Raw genomic sequence first — 17729 nt, forward strand, 5'->3', positions numbered from 1 at the left:
TCTTTAACAACACGTTCTCGATGAAGTTCGAGCTGAGCGATATCATGGTTCAGGTGGCAGGCGACATGGCCTGGGTCATCTGTGTAGAAAATCTTGTGACCCAGCAAGCAGAGGAGCCACAACAGGCCAAAATTCTTGCCACCAACCTGTACGAACTCATCGGTGATGAGTGGTTGATGATTCACCACCATGGGTCGCCGGTGATGGGCTAGCGCGTGGGATGTCTCCATGCTCGCACAGCCCGCACACAAGTCGGGTTAGATTTTCACTGGAGGATGGTGTGCTCGCTGCATGCGTGTAGGTGGAGGCATCCCACGCACTAGCCCTGGGTTAGGAAAATGAGGGAGCGATGGGCGGTGCTCGCTCAATGCGCGTAGAAGAAAACCACATAACGCCCCGCCTTATGAGAGAGAAGGGGATGAAGAATGCTTGTCCAACGCGCGGTCATTGGGAAAGTGGACCTCTCGATGTCCACGGGGTGGGCTAGGAAAGAGAAACGCAATGCCGTAGTTCCGTTGATGGGATGATTTGTGTGGAATGCGCAACAGCGATGGCCGATATTATTGCGAAAATGCGTACCGAAGCGTCTGGCTGGCAGGGGAATGTACTCTACTCTATGGGATGATGGCAGCTACAATTTTGGTGCAGGAGTCGGGACTTCGTCGATCCGTATAGTTTTCATCCATTCGGCGGTGATGCTGTCCCGTTCCACCATCGACATACCGGCATAGGTTGAGAACATCTGTGGCCCACGACGCCGTCGCCACGTCAGAAAACTGAGGAAATGGTCTTTGCAGACGGATTGCGTGCCGGCCGGCGCATAGGGATTTGCAAGGCAGTTTGTCACGCAACAATGAGTATCGTGCATCTAAGCCTCTTCAAGTTTGGTCAGTATGCCGGTCAGTCCTGCTGAATTTCAAGCCCAATGCCGGGTCTGTGGCAAGATCTTCTCAAATACTTAACAGAAGGGTGTTCTGATGCGTCTCTTGTTTCTGCTCGTCGGACTCTTTGCGGTCTGTTCTGTTTTGGGCGGCTGTCCTGCATGGTCTGGTCAGAGTATTGGTTCTCAGGAATCATCAGAGGCGCCCCCCGTGTCGGGCTCAGGACTTCTACCCCAGGGTGTTGTGATCGGCGATGTGACCTCACAAGGGGCGTTACTCTGGTTGCGTACCGATGAGGCTGCCGTGGTGCGAGTGGAGTGGGCGCCATTGTCGGTGTGGAAGCAGGTTTCAACATCGGCGACGGTCGTGGCCTCGATATCGAGGACGGCACTCCTTAAGACAGGCGCAGAGACGGATTATACGTTGACTATCCCTCTTGTAGGCCTGACTCCCTCGACTCGCTATCGGTATCATGTTGTGGTCGGCCCTGAAGAATCATTGCGATCGCAGCTCCCTGGGAAGGCGGCGGCGACGGGTGAATTCGTCACACTGCCGGACGTGACATCCTCCGAGACGGTGAGTTTTGCCTGGAGTGGAGATCTTGGGAGCGGAGGACGATGTCGCCGAGGAGTGGATGGTTATCCGATCTTTGACGTGGTCCATCGATACCACCCCGACTTCTTTCTGTTCCTTGGCGATACCATTTATGGTGATCATGTCTGTCCCTCGCCTCCGAACGAACCTGGTGCGGACTTCAAGGCGACGACATTGGACGCCTATCGATTGCGCCATCGCTACCAACGGGGTGCTGACGCATTGCGGCGGTTCCTGGTGGAGACGCCGGTCTATGTAGTATGGGACGATCACGAGGTTCGAAATAATTTTGCCGGTCCATACGACGAGCAGATGCCTGCCGGCCGGCAGGCACTGCGTGAATATTGGCCGATTGCGTCTCCCCGTGAAGATCCGCATCGCCTCTATCGGACCGTTCGGTACGGTGCCGATCTTGAACTGTTTATCTTGGATGTTCGGCAGTATCGGAGTCGCAACGTGGATCCGGATGGTGCGTCCAAGACCATGCTCGGTGCCGCGCAACTGGCATGGCTGCTCGACGGACTTCAAGCTTCAACCGCGACATGGAAAGTCATCGCGACCCCGGTTCCCCTCTCGATTCCAAAGGGCGGTGATAGTTCGGCTCCAGGTAACGATGGGTGGGCCGGTGGGCAGGATGGGACCGGATTTGAGCGAGAGCGACAGGTGATTGTCGACACCATCCTCAGTCGCAAGATTAAGAATGTGGTCTTTCTCTCGGGCGACGTGCATTGGGTGCAAGCCAACGCCTATGATCCCAACCAAGACGGGGCCGTCGATTTTCACGAATACATTGCAGGTCCCCTCTCTGCACCGCCGGGGAGATTCGTTCCCACTCAAATGGTGCTTCATCCCACGGAATTGTTCTATGAGACCGGGTACCATAACTTTGGGCTTGCGAGGGCCACGAAGTATGATTTCCATGTGAGTGTGGTGGATGAGACGGGTAAGGAACGAGTGTCTCACCGCATTGCGGCTCAGTAGAATAAGGTGAGATCCAGTCGCTGCCCCTTGCAATCCAGGCTTGGTGGCGGGTACGGTACGGACTTCAGGGACCGTGGGGATGTTTTCTTCAACGAGATAGAAAGGAATATCATGTCAGCATTGATATCCGCCGATGAGATTTTTTCGAGAGCGGAAGCGGCGGCCGTGGCAGCGACAGGGCCGGATGAGAAGGCCTTACAGATCGATTATCCGGAGTTAAAAGACAAATTTCGTCACATGTTGGGCGATCGTAAGATCGCGCTTTGCCACGTCAATAAATTTCTGCCTGAAGGATATGAAGACCAAGGGCGATTCAATCTGGTACTGCTGACCGCAGGCCATGTGGTGTTTGACGTCGTGATCGGAGACTCCTACTTCCGATACGATGTAGTGTCGGTCGGTCAATTGGATAAGGTTCAGTTGATCGACGCAATGTGGGACAACCGGGAAAAACGCCGAGAAGAACCGTTCTTAAGCCTTCGCCTGATGCATGGTGAGGAAGCGCATTTGTTATTGGCGTTGGACGACGAAGAGCGGGCCAGCCTGCTGAAATTTGCCGCCGCCGTCGCGATGGCGAGAAATCCGGAGCGGTAATCTATTCATCCAGTTGTGGCGTGAGGGTGCGACCAGAGGCGCGCCTCCACGCCACAGCGTTCCGTACCATTCAGTCAGCTTTTTCTATACCGGTTCAGGTGCAGCATTCAGACATCTGGAATATGATCTCGAGAAGCTCTGACCTAGGAACCTCCTCTCGTTCCCCACTCGCTTTTTCTGGAATCTCCACATAACTAGTTGATTACTGGACAAGTTATCTGTCTGGAAAAGGTGTGAAGCGTCGTAGCCTGAAGGGTTCGGCCCCATACTTTCTTCTGTCTCCTTCCCTCAGAAGCATAGTTTTGGAGACTGTTCCATCATGTTATATCCCTACAATATTAATTGATTCTGGTTCCAAACAGCGTGAGGTGTAGCTTATGGAGGGACTACCTATGGCTGGTGCCACTGACGCACGCTCCTCTCAAAGTAGGGCAGCTGACCTCGTCGATCCTCTCCTGACGCGCCAAACTATTCTTCACCAAACCCCCGATGTGCAAGGCACAACTATGGATGGGGAGACGGTGTTGTTGGATCTGAGCACCGGCCGGTATTACACATTGAATCGGCTAGGCAGCGTGATCTGGGAACTCTGCACTGGTCATCATACAATCAGCGACATTCATGCGGTCCTCTCTGACCGGTTTGATGTCGCTCCCGAGCGGGCCCTCGACGATCTCGTCACCCTGGTCAATGACCTGATCCAAGAAGGGCTACTTCAACCAGAAAGGAGGTGAAACAGCATGAAGAAAGAATCATATGTACAGCCGGCCTTCGTGAAGCATGAGTTGTTGCGCGATATCACCGCTGGGAGTTCAAACGGCAATTGCGGTTATGGTAACGGCGGATACGATGGTGTGCCTGGAAATTCTGGCTGCCAGGACGTAACCCGGTAACTGAATCGGCTAGATCAGGATGGGCTATTCAACCTGGTGAGGAGGTGAGGCAGCATGAAGAAGGAAACGTACATCCGGCCTACAGTCGTGAAGCATGAACTCCTGCGGGATATCACCGCAGGGAAGTCAGGCTATTGTGAAGACAAGGGCCGTGGCAATGGGTATGGGTTTGGACAGGGATGGGGAGGCTTCGGCGGTTTTGGTCGCTTTGGCCGACACTAGGTTTAGAGAGAGGACTGGCTGGTTCGTGAGAACCAGCTAGTCTGCCCTGAAAGTTGCTGCCGAATACTAAGTGACAACAGAAGCTATGAGGAAAACGATGAGAAGTTCTGTTGCCGGTCAGACTATCACGGAGTCTCACTTTGCGCTCTATGGTACGCCGGTACGGTATCTTACGACATCCACTGCTCTCGTCGACCCAGTGAACGAACTGCTCAGGCACTTTCGCCGAGATCTTATCGATGAGTCCGGTTCGCTCACCTTGTGCTTTCATGCCGTCAAGGATCGAGCAGATATTCCCGTAACTATGACATCGTCGGCTTGCCGACTTGCGGCAGGAACGGGAGCAGCAGTGGGTGATCGACGAGAAACCAATCTGCCGTATCAGGTGTTTGATGACGGCGGGCGCTTAATTGCGGATTTCTCCGAGGTTGGAGTACTGGTGATCGACGGCTCACAGCAGAGAGCTGATGGATATCTGATCAATCCTCATACGATGCACGAAAGTCTGATCGAGTATTTGTTCCACCTTGCGTTGATTGAGCTCTTGCGGCGTCAGGGCCTCTATACGATTCATGCGACGGCGCTGGAGAGGAACGGGAAAGGGGTCTTAATTCCAGGCAACAGCGGACGCGGGAAGACGACGTCGTTTATCTCATTGCTCCGGTCAGGCTATCGATATCTTTCGGATGATCATCCATTGATGCGCGATGCTGGAACCCATGTTGATCTTCTTCCCTTTCCCATCAAGATCAATGTCACCGAAGAAACCATTGCCTTCTTTCCCGAACTGCGGACTGCGCCTGCTCATGTGCTACGACCTCGATTTCCGAAGCGGGCTTTTCATGCAGAGGAGCTCTATACCACTGGGATAGGCGAATGTTGTCGTCCAGCCATCGTGTTATTCCCCCAGGTTGTCGATGCTCTCTATAGTCATGTGGAGCTACTTCCGAAGAGCCGGGCATTGGAAATGCTCCTCCCTCAAGCGCTGTTGGTCTACAACTCTGAAGTCGCCAGACGTGAGTTTCAAGTCTTAGTGAAACTAGTCCAACAGGTGGAGTGCTACCGTCTCCATTTTGGTCGGGATATTCTCGATCTTCCGAATTTAATTACGCCCCTTCTGGAGGGAAGCAAGTGATGCTGCAAGGGGTTGGTACTAGACAGTTGCCTCTGCTACCGGAAGCAGAATTGCTCGTCTGGTGTGCCCGGACGGATATAACCGATGAGCTGAAGCAACGTATTCGAAAGAGAGTGCAGGAGTCGATTAATTGGTCGATGGTCCTTGATATGGCCGAGTATCATGGCGTGGTTCCGTTGTTGTACAAAAGCCTGTCGACCGTTATGCCGGATCTTGTACCCGCCCACGTATTGGCTACGTTGCGCCAGAAGGCTCAAGTCGGGTCGTTGCTCAACCAGTCGCTCGCCAAGGACCTTGTTGACTTATGTGAAGCATTTGAGGTGCGAGGAGTTCCCGTCATTCCTATCAAGGGAGCAACGCTGGCGGTCTTAGCCTATGGGGATCTGGCACTTCGTGATTTCACCGATCTCGACCTGCTTATTCCTAAACAAGCTCTTTCTGAAGCACGGACAATCATCCTCTCGCAAGGTTATGAGAGAAAAACCACGAATGGCGAGAGCCGTGAAAGTCATACTCACGAAGGGCCCTATCACGTCTTCGTCAAGAAACGTCCACTCTCCCGAGTCGACCTTCAATGGGTGATGGCACATCAGCACTTTGCCTTTTGGCTCGATCGGCCGGAGTTCTGGCGATCTCGACGGCCTGTGATGTTGAAGGACAAGCCGGTTCCTGGATTGTCCTCGGAGATGTTATTGATCGTGCTGTGTGTGCATGGTTCCAAACATGCGTGGGAGTTGCTGAAATGGGTATGCGATGTCGCTGAATTGCTTCGTTCCCAGCCGAACCTGGACTGGGATCAGATTGTTTCGTGTGCCTCGAACTGGCGTTGTCAGCGCATGCTGTATATGGGATTGTCGCTTGCTCACCGATTATTGGATGCGCCTCTTCCTGAAGGAGTGTTGACCAACCTGAAGCATGAGACGGAGGTACAGGCGCTATCCCATCGGATGCCGGCCAGTCTTCTGAAAAATTACCACGAGGGAATCAGCGAAGAACAGGCAGGTGCGCTCTATTTTGCGCTGAAAGATTCCTGGCATGAGCGGTGGTGGCTCGGTGTGTTGTTGTGCAGAGCGCATAGCCAACTGGCGCTGACGCCTCCTGCGTGGTTTCGCTGGAGAACTTCCTTGTCCAGGATGGCTCGCCTGATTGTGCCGGCTCATCGAGCGCTGACGCGTCTTCTCTCACCGACGATTCGTCATGCCATCCATCGCTGGGTCACACACGGTATTTAGGTGTCAGTATCGTGATCGCTCGCGTGACCAAATATTGGCGGCTGTTCCGTGCTGGATATGTGGTGCTCTCGGTTCGGATTTTGCTTCGATTGAGCAGCTTGCCGCAGGTTCTCAAGCGTTTGAACCCTCGCTCCGTGGCCTGCAAACCTGACGACGCTGTGATGAAGGCGTTGGTGGGGTATGTAGATTACTGGCTCAAGCTGTTTCCGTATAACGAAAGAGGAAACTGCTTTCCCCGGTCCTTGTCGTTGTATCGATGTGCTCGACAACTTGGCTATCCGGTGGTATTCCATTGTGGAGTACGAAGAGAGGTCACAGGCCTCGATGGTCATGCCTGGCTCACGCTGGACTCGGAGGCATTTTATGAGCCTGGTCCACATTGGCAGCGCTTCACTGTGACATTCTCTTACCCTTCCGATCAGGTCAGGAGTACGGCAGAAATTTCTGCCGGCTGATGCCAGAGAGTTTATGGCCCAACTGTCCATGAATATCAGTAAGCAACGCATAGGTTCGTTTCTCACGACGGTTCGCTGGGCACTTTCACTTGTGTGGGAGAGTAGTCCGAGTCTCGCTGTCGCTAGTATCGGTGTACGTCTAGTCCAGGGACTCCTTCCACTCGTAGTCCTCTACCTGACGAAGTTGTTGATTGATACTGTAACCGAAGCGCTTAAGACTCCGACGGAGGATCCTTCGCTGACAGGCATACTCCTGATTCTTGGAGGCATAGCGGGTGTGGCGGCAGTTACTGTCATACTGAATGCTCTGGGCGGCCTGCTTTCGAGAACTCAGGGCCAGATCGTCACGGACCATATGTATGCACTCCTTCAGGCCAAATCGGTTGAAGTCGACCTTGAGTATTATGAGAATGCCCAATATCACGACACGCTCCACCGTGCCCAGCAGGAAGCTCCCTATCGCCCCACGGCTATTCTCAATGCCGTGCTTCAATTAGGTCAAAACGCCATTTCATTGATCGCAATGGGCGCCGTCCTCTGGTGGTTGCATTGGGGTGTCATCCCAATCCTGATCGTGGCAGCAGTGCCGTACTTGATCGTCCGTCTGCAGCAATCAAATCGGTTATTTGTGTGGGAGCGTGAGCGGACGCCGCTTGAGCGGAAGGCGTGGTATGTTCACATGCTGCTGACACAAGCCGGTGCTGCGAAAGAAGTCCGGCTATTCGATCTGGGCGCTCGACTTCGACAGTGGTTCCTGGATGCGCGCTCGGTATTGTGTCGAGAGCGGATCGTACTGGAGCGGCGATGGGCACTCTCGGCGTCCATCGCTCAGCTGATTGGGGTAGTTGCCATATTTGGGGTCTACAGTTTTGTGGCGATGCGAACGCTCCAGGGACATTTTAGTGTGGGGGACCTTGTCATGTGTTTCCAGGCTGTGCAGCGCGCTTCTGGATTTCTGGAGGCTGTGGGGCAGAGTGTGGCGAATCTGTACGAAAATAATCTGTTCCTCACTACGCTGAACGAGTTCCTGGGAGTCCAGTCCCGTCTGCCGATATCCACGAACCAGAAGACATTTCCTCGCCCAATTACCGAGGGATTGGTCTTTGAACACGTGTCGTTCCAATATCCGCATGAGGAACGCGTGGCGATTCGAGACTTCAGTTTTTCGATCAAACCTGGGGAGCATGTCGCATTCGTTGGAGCAAACGGTGCGGGAAAGACTACATTGGTGAAGCTCTTGTGCCGTTTGTACGACCCGACGGATGGACGTATCACAATCGACGGGACGGATCTCCGTGACTACCCGATTGCTGATGTACGAGGCGCGGTCAGTGGAGTATTCCAAGACTTCGTGAAGTTTCAGTTGTCTGTCAAAGACAATATCGCGTTGGGTGTGAGGGCTCCCGGTGTTGACCCATTCACCATTGTTCAGGCAGCGAAACAGGCAGGAATCCACGAGGTCATCGAACGATTACCGAACGGTTATGAGTCGTTACTTGGCAAACTCTTTGATGGTGGGCATGAACTGAGCATCGGTGAATGGCAGAAAGTCGCTCTTGCCAGGTCAATACTGCGAGATTCACAAATTCTTATTCTCGATGAGCCCACCAGCGCGATGGATGCCAAGGCAGAAGCAGAACTGTTCGAACGGTTTCATGAACTTGCTCAGGGACGGACGGCAATCTTAATCAGCCATCGGTTGTCCACGGTCAAGATGGCGGACCGAATCTTCGTCGTGGACCAGGGACAAATTGTGGAACAAGGGACACACGACGACTTGATGGCACAGCAAGGCCTCTACAATAACCTCTTTCTGACTCAAGCCCAGCACTACCAGTGACAGCGATACTGTACCGTAGATACCATATTTCTCGAGGCACTGTTATTTGACAGTGCCGGAGTTGTTGGTGAGCAGATTCGGAGGTGGCCCGATCGGGTCAAAATTCTTCAGTAACGGAACATCCTCTTTCTTTACCCACATAATGTCGTGATTATACGAATCACGAGGGCCCGAACCGCCCGTAAAGGTCTTGCCGTCCGGCGTAAAGGTCCAGCACATATCTTCGCCGGCTGTATTGATGGTGTCGCCAAGGTTCAGCGGTTCTTGCCATTCCCCTTTAGGGTTCTGGTAGGAAATCCACATGTCATGTCCCCCTCGCGAGCCCATGTCCGGACGCGTACTCGTGAGAATAAGACTCTTGCCATCTTTCGACAGGCCAGTCCAGTGCATATGGTCACGGTAGGGTGAATTGATACGCGGTCCAAGACTCTCCGGTTTCTGCCAGACCCCATTTTTCTTCTCGACTTTCCAGACGTCGCTGTCTTGTGTGACGCCCGGCTGCTGATAGTTGAAGTAGATCAGGCTGTCGGAAGCAATGATCGGACAGTGTTCCTCGCCGGTCGGCGTATTGATATGGGGGAGTTCCGGGACTTCGTTCCAGTTTCTCGCCGGTTGCCACACGCCGTTGATCTTCTGGGTCACGTAAAGGTCACCGGTCGAGAGATTGCCAGGCTCGTATCTGGTGAAATAAATGACGTTGCCGTCATCGGAGAGGCTTGGCTCCAGTTCCCATGCGGCTGTATTGATGTTCGGCCCCACCGTGGGATCAATGCCCGGTCCCAGATGAATCGGTTCTTGCCATGTACCATTCACCTTGTGGGCCATCCAGACGTCGAAATTGTAAGGAACGCCTGGTGAGGGGATGCTGCCCTTACGTCCAGAGGCAAAGATGGCGGTCTTTCCGTCGGCACTATAGGTGATCTCGATCTCTGCTTCTGATGAATTGATCGGCTCGCCTATATTTTGCGATAGGGCGTACGTCGATTTCCCATGTCCTCCGTGTGGCATATCCATGCCTGACATCGCAAGGGTCATAGCAGGCGAGAGCAGGAGTGTGAGTATTACCAAACAGAGATGTAAGCGAAGCCTTTGTGTTTCCATACAACCTCCCTGTTGCAGCGAACAGTTTAGCATATCAAGCTTGCTATCTCCTCGCCTGTGCCGTCACCGCAATCGCCTACGTGGTGGGAAAGGTCCGCTTCGTTCAACGATGTAGAACCAAAGCCGTAGTCACAGTATCGACGATGGATCCAGCAGCCTGAGTTCAGGAGCATGGCAGGTCGTTTGCGGTACGCCCTCAATACTGCTGACGTGGCCGTCGCACATGGAATGTCTAAGCTGGGATAGGTTCGTTTCAGAGCATACGAACGATCCCACTGTTGATTCGTCAAGAGGAGGTTGTGAACGACGGTGTAGAAAAGCAGGGAGAGGTATGGTTGAGACTAGTCGATGTCTCCGTTGGAACTTTTCTGAAATTTTCTGCGGATGTCGGTGAATGACCTCGTCAGAGACGTACCGGTGGGTGTTTTTGTGGCATGGTGTGCGGGCTTTTCAGCGGCACAAAACCGGCCTACATCGATCCATGCCTCGCAGCCGATAGAGATCGGTTCCGTTTGGAGGTGATGATCGTTTGAATTGTTGAAGAGAGAAGTCATGGTATCTATCACGAATCCGAACTCACCTTACTGCACAGGTTCTCTTCTGCCTATTCCTCTCTCGTAGGTCTGACCCGTTTTGGGCTTCATCGTGAGTCTTTGTATAGCTGACTGACGGATGCACACGTCTTGCGAATTCTGGTTTGGCTTTGGTTTATTACGACAGCAAGGAGAGTGCCAGGGGGACTCCTATTCTGATCGCCTTGATTTTGAAGGAGAGTGGTGTCTTCCGGAAGTCTCATATCACTGTGCCCCTGTATCCGGAAGGATGCAGGCTGTATCCAGATGTGCGTGGAGTAAGGCTAATGAGGAATTGCCCAGCTTATGTAAGCGAATAAAGGCAGGGTAGCGCCGAGGCCTAGATCTCGCCCGCGTTCACTTGCCGGACCCGTTCAGCCGGGATGCTGAGTGCCGCCAAGAGGTAGTCCTTTAATTCATTACTGTATGGCTGGACGGCAAGGGCTCGCTGCATACAGAGGAGCCAGGCATCGCGTTCCTCGTATCCGATCGGGAACCGCTTATGCGCGCCTGGAATGCTGATCGGTCCATAGTGTTGGTGGAAAAGTCTTGGACCGCCCAGCCAGCCACAGAGAAAGTATGTCAGTTTCTTTCGTGATTCTGCGAGATCAGGTGGGTGCATGTCTCGGATGACTTTGGCCTCCGGCAAGCGATCCATATTGGCGTAAAACTCATCGACCAGGCGAGTGATTCCGACCAGCTCACCAGCTGCTTGGTACGGGGTGAGCTGGGCCCCGGCTTCCTGTTCATCAATGGACATAGGTGTTCAGGAGTGTTGAGGGGGATGCCGTTACGGTCTGGTGTAAAAGGGAAGAGCATGAATGGTTGCCTGGTGCCTGCTTCCGCTACATTCCACGGCGAGTTCTGTCCCTGCGGTACTGAAGTCTCGCAGCGGAAATCCAAAGGCGATGGTCTTGTTGAACTGAGGAGAACGGACAGCGCTGCTAATCCAGCCGACTTCGCGATCGCCGCTGAAGAGCTTCGCTCCATGGGGAGGAATGACGGGATCAGCCAAGACAAGTCCTACGAGTTTACGGCGCACATTGCCATAGGTATCCATGCGCGCGACAACCTCTTGTCCCGGATAGCACCCTTTGTTGAGGCTGAACGCTTTTCCTTCAAGGTTGGCCTCAGGCGGAACGATTTCCTCGTTCAAATCTAGCCCAGCTTTCGGGAGCCCAGCTTCCATGCGTAAGGCCTCTCGAGCCTGGGTTCCGATGGCTCTGATTCCAAATCTGGCACCAGCTTGCAACGCACTCGTCCAAGCCGTGAGGAGGCTTTCGGCTGGAAGGAGAACCTCAATATCAACGTCGCCCGTTTCTTCGGTGCGTACCATCAGCGCAGGTTGCCCCCCGATTTGTGCCGTGACAAAATCGACCGGCTTCAAGTCTGTGACGTCCACGCCGAATGCGGATTGAATGACCTGAGCGGCTTTGGGTCCGCTGACCAGCAAGAGTCCCCAAGTCTCGGCGCAGTTCTCCATCCTGGCCTTGGTCCCGTAGAGCAGGAATTTTCGGAAGGCTTGGAATGTGGCTTCACCGATCTCACCGACGTCTTCCACCATAACGGCGTCGCTTTGTATGTACAGGCGGAAGTATGTGAGCATCTTGCCTTTATGGGTCAAGAAACTGGAATAGCGCCCTTGCCCAGGTTGGAGGGGAAGGATATCGTTGCTGATGATGCTTTGCAGCCACTTCACGCGATCCTCACCTGTGATCCGGAGCTTGCCGCGATGGGAGAGGTCGGCTATCCCTACTGTTTCGCGGACGGCACGATGTTCTGCAGCCATGTCCCCATAGTGCACAGGCATCTCCCAGCCTGTAATCTCCTCAAACATCGCACCCAGTTGAATGTGTTGTTGGTGAAGGCGTGAGTGTTTCATAGTCAGCTTGAAAGTCTACAAGTCGTCAAATCAACAGTCACAGACTTTCACAACTTTCCGACGCGACGACATGGTTCTTCATGACTTCTTCTACGAGCTCTCTGGTCCGACCGGAAAATTCATTACGGGAGACGATCTTTGTCACACCGAGCGCTCTCGCATGATTCCAGGTTTCGACCTCTTCGTGGTTGGCAAAGGCCAGGGTCGGAATATCTTTCAGTCGTGGGTCCGCTTTTAGCTGTTCCAATGCCTGAAAGGCATTGAGGGCTACGTCGTTCATGTTGAAGATGATGGCACCGGGTCTCACCGCAAGAGATTTTTCCAGAATATCCTGTTGCGCGCGAGCTTTTTCAAGCTGATAGTCCGGTTGACGTAACGCGTCTCGGACCTTGATGTAGAAGAAGAGATCAGTCACAGCGACAAGAATGGTCTTCTTGTCTATGCGGTCTGTTTTGTCTGCGTGGTGTCCCGTTGTGTTCATGCGTGCGGTTCGATTTTGGATTCCTGGAACCTTCCTGAGAGGCCGAGGACTAGATGGCCTAGAGAGACACGGTCGAGCAGATAGACCATATAATCAGTTCAACGAACTCACCAACCGTCCAAGGGCTTTCTTGGCGAGTGCATAGTTGGGATCCAAGGTGAGCGCTGCCTTATACGAATCAATCGCTTCCGTCCAGCTCCCTTTTCGCTCGTAGACGCGACCGAGATTGAGATGGGGATAGGCAGGGCTTTCGTAGCGCTTGGCCTGCATCGCTTTCTGAAACCAGGAAATCGCCTCGTCGAATTCTCCCTTCTCAATCAGGTACGCACCGATATCGTTGTAGGGATTGCCGAAGTCGGGATCCTGCTCGATGGCTTTGTGACATTCCTCAATGGCATCATCGAGTCGTCCCATGAAGCTATAGGTCCAGCCTAAGAAGGTGTAGGCCTCGGCGGTCGGATGGGTCGCGATCGATTGCTTGTACAGGTTGACCGCTTCTTCGAGTTCGCCTTTCATCTGCCGTGCAAATGCTTGTTGAAACAGCTCCCACGCCTGGCGTTTGTCTTCTTCGTGCCCTTCACCTTGGACGAGAAAATCTTGGATGTTCATAAGAGTGAGCTGAAGGTCGTCAGCTTCTAGTTGAGAGCTGACGGCTGTAGCCTATTCGTTCTTCAGCTTTTTTGCAATCAACTCTGCGCCATACCGGCCAGACAACAACATCGAGCCGAATGCCGGCCCCATTCGCGGTGTGCCATAAACGGCTGCAACGGCTAATCCAATGACAAAGCAATTCGGATAGACCTCTCCGGTGCGATCCATGATTTCTTCTTCAGAGCGGGAAACCCACATGGCTCCGTTTCCCGGAATTTTCTGATACAGGTTTCTCTTATGGAGAAGCTCAACCACAATGGCATCATGGCCGGTGGCATCCACCACAATCTTGCTTTCGAGCGCGATGGGATCGACATGGATGGTATCATGACCAGCCATTTCAGCTGTGGTGTTGTTCACCACGACGCCTTCCAATACCCCTTCGTTTCGCAGAATCAGGTCGAGGACCCGCGTCAAGTTCATGATCTTGGCGCCGGCCTTGTATGCCGCGGAGATCAGCGCCCCGGTGGCATGGGGTGGGTCGACCATGTACATACCCGCGCACTCGTTGATCTTCTTGCAAGGAACACCGATCTCTTCGAGAATCTCATTCGCAGGCTCACAAATCGTGGCCTTGTTCATGAGATATCCACCGGACCAGAATCCCCCTCCAAGTGCCAGGCTTTGTTCGATGAGAAGGGTGCGAAATCCCTTCGCCGCCAGATCGTGTGCGCAAATCAGCCCGGATGGGCCGGCGCCCACGATAATGACATCGCTTTCGATCAGTTGATCGAACTCTTTATAGTATTCCCGGGCAATCTGCCGGGTAATATCTTTCTCGCGCAATGGTGCGGGCTTTGGCTTGTTCATGATTGAAGTGTTTCCCAATACTCAATTCTTAACCGATTCAGCGGTAGATTTCTGCTCCAGCCTTTTTGAACTCTTCTGATTTTTCTTTCATGCCGATTTGAATGGCTTGCTGCTCGTCCACCTTGAGCTGTGCGGCGTAATCACGGACGTCTTGCGTGATCTTCATGGAACAGAAGTGGGGTCCGCACATCGAGCAAAAATGTGAAACCTTGGCGGCATTGTCGGGAAGCGTTTCGTCGTGGAACTGCTGTGCGGTCTCCGGGTCCAACGAGAGATTGAACTGATCTTCCCAGCGGAACTCAAATCTGGCCTTCGACAGCGCGTTGTCCCGGATCTGTGCGCCAGGGTGGCCTTTGGCCAGGTCGGCGGCATGAGCGGCGATTTTGTAGGTGACCACACCCGTCTTCACATCTTCACGATCGGGGAGGCCGAGGTGCTCTTTCGGCGTCACGTAACAGAGCATCGCGCAGCCGTACCAGCCGATCATGGCCGCACCGATGCCGGATGTAATGTGGTCATAGCCTGGCGCGATGTCGGTCGTCAGAGGCCCGAGCGTATAGAAGGGCGCCTCCTGGCATTCCTTGAGCTGTTTTTCCATGTTCACCTGGATCATATGCATCGGTACGTGGCCGGGCCCTTCGATCATGACCTGCACGTCATGCTTCCAGGCGATCTTAGTCAGTTCGCCCAGCGTTTCCAACTCGGCGAACTGGCCTTCGTCGTTGGCATCGGCGATGGAGCCCGGCCGAAGCCCGTCGCCCAGGCTGAATGACACGTCGTAGGCCTTCATGATCTCGCAGATCTCTTCGAAGTGGGTATAGGCGAAGTTCTCTTGATGATGCGCCAGGCACCACTTGGCGTGGATTGAGCCGCCGCGTGACACGATGCCGGTCATCCGCTTGGCGGTCATGGGCACATAGGCGAGGCGTACACCGGCGTGAATCGTGAAATAATCGACACCCTGCTCAGCTTGTTCGATGAGTGTGTCGCGGAAAATCTCCCAGGTGAGGTCTTCCGCCTTGCCGTTCACCTTCTCGAGCGCCTGATAGATCGGCACCGTGCCGATCGGAACCGGCGCGTTCCGAATGATCCATTCACGCGTTTCATGAATGTTTTTCCCTGTCGAGAGGTCCATGACGGTATCAGCGCCCCAGCGTATCGACCAGATCATTTTCTCGACTTCTTCTTCAATGGACGAGGCGACCGCGGAATTGCCAATGTTCGAGTTGATCTTGACGAGAAAGTTCCGGCCAATGATCATCGGCTCACTTTCCGGATGATTCACGTTCGAGGGAATAATCGCGCGGCCACGGGCCACTTCGTCGCGGACGAACTCGGGCGTGATGACGTCGGGAATGCGGGCGCCCCAGGATTGACCGGAGTGCTGAGCCACGCCGCCGCCCTTGCCGTTGCGCTCAGCGCGTTCACGAGCCACCTCACGCGACTGGTTTTCACGGAGGGCAATAAATTCCATCTCTGGAGTCACGATCCCTTTGCGCGCGTAGTGGATCTGGGTGACGTTCTGGCCGGTCTTGGCACGGAGCGGCTTGCGGATATGTTGAAACCGAAGGCCGTCTAGTTTGGAGTCGGCGGCGCGTTGGCGGCCGTAGTGGGACGAGATGTCGGCGAGTTCTTCCACATCCTGACGGCCTATGATCCAGGAGCGGCGGAGCGGCGCGAGTCCTGCTCGGACGTCGATCGTCACAGACGGGTCGGTATAGGGACCTGACGTATCGTAGACGGTGACTGGTTGGTTCGGTGTCGGCACGCCGCCATTCATGGATTTGGTCGGGCTCAGGCTGATTTCTCGCATGGGCACATGCACGCCGGGATGGGTACCTGCCACATAGACCTTGCGTGAGGCTGGGAACGGCGCGGTTGTCAATGTCGTGGGCTTCTGTCCGTTGCCGGTATATTCGCTCATGGTCGCATCCTTTCTGAGATGAGGAGCGTTGAGGGGGTACCTCAATAAAAAAGCCGTACTCCGTGGGGGAGGTACGGCTGAGTGCTCACAACGACCGCGGCTGTCGGCTTCCCTACGCTGGTATTACCCAGGTCAGGTTGTGAGGGTCGTCCGACTTATTCGGACTCTCAGCCACGTGGCTCCCCTAGCTATGAATGGTTGATCGTATTACTCCAAATCACCGAAGTCAATCGGCTATTAGGCCCATGTCGGAGTTTCTCCTTTTGGGGCGAGGGGATGGGACTTTTCCACAAGGTGGGATTCGTTGATTGTGGGAAGGGGCTATCGTAGAATCAACCTCCTGACGTGGGAGGACGTATTGTGACTGCAATAGCGACACTACCAAGATCCATTACCGAGTATCAGGCATTGCCGGCAGCGGAATTGTTTCGCCGGACAGTATTCGCGAAGCAGGTGCTTGGCGAGCGCGTGATGATCCTCGGCCATAACTACCAGCGTGATGAAGTCATTCAACATGCCGACTTTCGTGGAGACTCGCTGTTGCTGGCCAAGCTCGCGGCTGAACGTTCTGAACGGCCCTATATCGTGTTTTGCGGTGTGCACTTTATGGCCGAGACAGCGGATATCCTCAGCCGCTCCCAGCAGACGGTGATCCTGCCCGATATGGCTGCGGGTTGTTCCATGGCTGATATGGCTGCGATCGAGCAAGTGGATCAATGTTGGGAAGCGCTGAACCGTGTGGTTCCCGCCGATGAGACCGTGATGCCGGCGGTGTATGTGAATTCGGCGGCGGTCCTCAAGGCGTTTTGCGGCGAGCATGGGGGCATTACCTGCACCTCTTCCAACGCCAAAGCCGTGATCGAGTGGTGTTGGGCCAGACGAGAAAAAATCTTATTCTTTCCGGATGAGCATTTGGGCCGCAATACGGCCAACAAAATGGGGATTCCCCGCGAGCAGATGATCGTGTGGGACCCCTATCAGCCTAATGGTGGAAATACGAAGGAAGCTATCAAACGGGCGAAGTTGATCCTCTGGAAAGGTCACTGCAGCGTTCACCAGATGTTTCAACCGGTCCATGTGGATCATTTCCGCAAACAGTATCCGGACGGGAACGTCATCGTGCATCCGGAATGTCATGAAGATGTAGTGAACAAAGCGGATCTGATCGGATCGACCGAATTCATCATCCGCACCGTCACGGCTGCACCGGCCGGGACGACCTGGGCCGTCGGCACTGAATTGAATCTCGTCAATCGCTTGAAACATGAACTCACCGATAAGAAAGTGTTTTTCCTGTCCTCCACCGTCTGCCAATGTGCCACCATGTTTCGCATCGATGCAGCTCACCTCTGCTGGACCATGGAAAATCTGGCCGAAGGCCACGTGGTGAATCAGATCGTCGTGCCGGACGACGACAAGCATTGGGCAAAAGTCGCACTCGATCGCATGATGGCCGTCAGCTAACGGGATCGTGAAAAACG

Annotated in this window: 19 protein-coding genes and 1 riboswitch; of the genes, 11 read left to right on the forward strand and 8 right to left on the reverse strand. The window is 54.0% G+C overall.

The features are described from left to right. Positions 1-212: nuclear transport factor 2 family protein (locus ACMTNU_RS09410; protein WP_413934986.1), on the forward strand; the 212-nt coding region annotated here is incomplete at its 5' end. Between the two features lie 419 nt (positions 213-631). Here the strand turns inward: ACMTNU_RS09410 and ACMTNU_RS09415 are convergent. Next, positions 632-868 (reverse strand): hypothetical protein, encoded by a 237-nt coding sequence (locus tag ACMTNU_RS09415; RefSeq protein WP_413934987.1) that lies wholly within the window; start codon positions 866-868, stop codon positions 632-634. Positions 869-977: 109 nt separating this feature from the next. Here ACMTNU_RS09415 and ACMTNU_RS09420 point away from each other — a divergent pair, with 109 nt between their 5' ends. The 9 genes from ACMTNU_RS09420 to ACMTNU_RS09460 all read left to right on the forward strand — a co-directional run bounded on the left by ACMTNU_RS09420 (position 978) and on the right by ACMTNU_RS09460 (position 8827). Beyond that, complete coding sequence (locus ACMTNU_RS09420) at positions 978-2456, forward strand: alkaline phosphatase D family protein (RefSeq protein WP_413934988.1); 1479 nt, start codon at positions 978-980, stop codon at positions 2454-2456. A gap of 111 nt (positions 2457-2567) precedes the next feature. Beyond that, positions 2568-3050, forward strand: coding sequence for a hypothetical protein (locus ACMTNU_RS09425; RefSeq protein WP_413934989.1), 483 nt, complete (start codon positions 2568-2570; stop codon positions 3048-3050). Between the two features lie 392 nt (positions 3051-3442). Continuing rightward, positions 3443-3784, forward strand: coding sequence for a PqqD family protein (locus tag ACMTNU_RS09430; protein ID WP_413934990.1), 342 nt, complete (start codon positions 3443-3445; stop codon positions 3782-3784). A 6-nt stretch (positions 3785-3790) separates the two neighbouring features. Then, complete coding sequence (locus ACMTNU_RS09435; protein ID WP_413934991.1) at positions 3791-3943, forward strand: hypothetical protein; 153 nt, start codon at positions 3791-3793, stop codon at positions 3941-3943. A gap of 54 nt (positions 3944-3997) precedes the next feature. Further along, on the forward strand, positions 3998-4165 hold the full coding sequence (locus ACMTNU_RS09440) for a putative RiPP precursor (RefSeq protein WP_413934992.1): 168 nt from the start codon (positions 3998-4000) through the stop codon (positions 4163-4165). Positions 4166-4262: 97 nt separating this feature from the next. Continuing rightward, positions 4263-5300 carry a hypothetical protein gene (locus ACMTNU_RS09445; RefSeq protein WP_413934993.1) on the forward strand — a complete coding sequence of 346 codons (1038 nt, stop codon included), beginning with the start codon at positions 4263-4265 and terminating at the stop codon, positions 5298-5300. After that, on the forward strand, positions 5300-6532 hold the full coding sequence (locus tag ACMTNU_RS09450) for a nucleotidyltransferase family protein (protein ID WP_413934994.1): 1233 nt from the start codon (positions 5300-5302) through the stop codon (positions 6530-6532). Before ACMTNU_RS09445 ends, ACMTNU_RS09450 begins: the two co-directional genes overlap by 1 nt. A gap of 11 nt (positions 6533-6543) precedes the next feature. Then, a complete protein-coding gene (locus tag ACMTNU_RS09455) occupies positions 6544-6987 on the forward strand; it encodes a lasso peptide biosynthesis B2 protein (protein WP_413934995.1) in 444 nt (147 codons plus the stop codon). Between the two features lie 13 nt (positions 6988-7000). Further along, positions 7001-8827, forward strand: coding sequence for an ABC transporter ATP-binding protein (locus tag ACMTNU_RS09460; RefSeq protein ID WP_413934996.1), 1827 nt, complete (start codon positions 7001-7003; stop codon positions 8825-8827). Positions 8828-8869: 42 nt separating this feature from the next. Here the strand turns inward: ACMTNU_RS09460 and ACMTNU_RS09465 are convergent, their stop codons facing one another. The 7 genes from ACMTNU_RS09465 to thiC form a co-directional block, all read right to left on the reverse strand. Then, positions 8870-9928: a hypothetical protein gene (locus ACMTNU_RS09465; RefSeq protein WP_413934997.1), complete on the reverse strand. Its 1059-nt coding sequence runs from the start codon at positions 9926-9928 to the stop codon at positions 8870-8872. Positions 9929-10840: 912 nt separating this feature from the next. Next, positions 10841-11260: a group II truncated hemoglobin gene (locus tag ACMTNU_RS09470; protein WP_413934998.1), complete on the reverse strand. Its 420-nt coding sequence runs from the start codon at positions 11258-11260 to the stop codon at positions 10841-10843. A gap of 30 nt (positions 11261-11290) precedes the next feature. After that, the gene (locus tag ACMTNU_RS09475; RefSeq protein WP_413934999.1) at positions 11291-12382 is read right to left on the reverse strand and encodes an aminomethyltransferase family protein; all 1092 of its coding nucleotides are present in this window, start codon (positions 12380-12382) and stop codon (positions 11291-11293) included. Between the two features lie 37 nt (positions 12383-12419). Continuing rightward, positions 12420-12863 carry a histidine kinase gene (locus ACMTNU_RS09480; protein WP_413935000.1) on the reverse strand — a complete coding sequence of 148 codons (444 nt, stop codon included), beginning with the start codon at positions 12861-12863 and terminating at the stop codon, positions 12420-12422. 93 nt (positions 12864-12956) lie between these two features. After that, entirely contained in the window at positions 12957-13472 is a 516-nt protein-coding gene (locus ACMTNU_RS09485) for a tetratricopeptide repeat protein (protein ID WP_086425473.1), read from the reverse strand. A 51-nt stretch (positions 13473-13523) separates the two neighbouring features. Beyond that, positions 13524-14324, reverse strand: coding sequence for a sulfide-dependent adenosine diphosphate thiazole synthase (locus ACMTNU_RS09490; protein WP_413935001.1), 801 nt, complete (start codon positions 14322-14324; stop codon positions 13524-13526). 37 nt (positions 14325-14361) lie between these two features. Continuing rightward, positions 14362-16248: a phosphomethylpyrimidine synthase ThiC gene (gene thiC / locus ACMTNU_RS09495; RefSeq protein WP_413935002.1), complete on the reverse strand. Its 1887-nt coding sequence runs from the start codon at positions 16246-16248 to the stop codon at positions 14362-14364. A gap of 92 nt (positions 16249-16340) precedes the next feature. Further along, positions 16341-16444, reverse strand: a riboswitch (TPP riboswitch). A gap of 164 nt (positions 16445-16608) precedes the next feature. Here thiC and nadA point away from each other — a divergent pair. Continuing rightward, the gene (gene nadA / locus ACMTNU_RS09500) at positions 16609-17712 is read left to right on the forward strand and encodes a quinolinate synthase NadA (protein ID WP_413935003.1); all 1104 of its coding nucleotides are present in this window, start codon (positions 16609-16611) and stop codon (positions 17710-17712) included. Positions 17713-17729 lie beyond the last annotated feature (17 nt).

The organism is Nitrospira sp. BLG_1, from assembly GCF_047338595.1.
Classification (GTDB): domain Bacteria; phylum Nitrospirota; class Nitrospiria; order Nitrospirales; family Nitrospiraceae; genus Nitrospira_D.

What these genes read in the sequence shown, in the direction of transcription:
- ACMTNU_RS09420 (WP_413934988.1), top strand. Translation starts at nt 978, where the DNA reads ATGCGTCTCTTGTTTCTGCTCGTCGGACTCTTTGCGGTCTGTTCTGTT.
- ACMTNU_RS09425 (WP_413934989.1), top strand. Translation starts at nt 2,568, where the DNA reads ATGTCAGCATTGATATCCGCCGATGAGATTTTTTCGAGAGCGGAAGCG.
- ACMTNU_RS09490 (WP_413935001.1), bottom strand. Translation starts at nt 14,324, where the DNA reads ATGAACAAGCCAAAGCCCGCACCATTGCGCGAGAAAGATATTACCCGG.
- thiC (WP_413935002.1), bottom strand. Translation starts at nt 16,248, where the DNA reads ATGAGCGAATATACCGGCAACGGACAGAAGCCCACGACATTGACAACC.
- ACMTNU_RS09485 (WP_086425473.1), bottom strand. Translation starts at nt 13,472, where the DNA reads ATGAACATCCAAGATTTTCTCGTCCAAGGTGAAGGGCACGAAGAAGAC.
- ACMTNU_RS09430 (WP_413934990.1), top strand. Translation starts at nt 3,443, where the DNA reads ATGGCTGGTGCCACTGACGCACGCTCCTCTCAAAGTAGGGCAGCTGAC.
- ACMTNU_RS09470 (WP_413934998.1), bottom strand. Translation starts at nt 11,260, where the DNA reads ATGTCCATTGATGAACAGGAAGCCGGGGCCCAGCTCACCCCGTACCAA.
- ACMTNU_RS09475 (WP_413934999.1), bottom strand. Translation starts at nt 12,382, where the DNA reads ATGAAACACTCACGCCTTCACCAACAACACATTCAACTGGGTGCGATG.
- ACMTNU_RS09465 (WP_413934997.1), bottom strand. Translation starts at nt 9,928, where the DNA reads ATGGAAACACAAAGGCTTCGCTTACATCTCTGTTTGGTAATACTCACA.
- ACMTNU_RS09460 (WP_413934996.1), top strand. Translation starts at nt 7,001, where the DNA reads ATGGCCCAACTGTCCATGAATATCAGTAAGCAACGCATAGGTTCGTTT.
- ACMTNU_RS09415 (WP_413934987.1), bottom strand. Translation starts at nt 868, where the DNA reads ATGCACGATACTCATTGTTGCGTGACAAACTGCCTTGCAAATCCCTAT.
- ACMTNU_RS09435 (WP_413934991.1), top strand. Translation starts at nt 3,791, where the DNA reads ATGAAGAAAGAATCATATGTACAGCCGGCCTTCGTGAAGCATGAGTTG.
- ACMTNU_RS09445 (WP_413934993.1), top strand. Translation starts at nt 4,263, where the DNA reads ATGAGAAGTTCTGTTGCCGGTCAGACTATCACGGAGTCTCACTTTGCG.
- ACMTNU_RS09450 (WP_413934994.1), top strand. Translation starts at nt 5,300, where the DNA reads ATGCTGCAAGGGGTTGGTACTAGACAGTTGCCTCTGCTACCGGAAGCA.
- ACMTNU_RS09480 (WP_413935000.1), bottom strand. Translation starts at nt 12,863, where the DNA reads ATGAACACAACGGGACACCACGCAGACAAAACAGACCGCATAGACAAG.
- ACMTNU_RS09440 (WP_413934992.1), top strand. Translation starts at nt 3,998, where the DNA reads ATGAAGAAGGAAACGTACATCCGGCCTACAGTCGTGAAGCATGAACTC.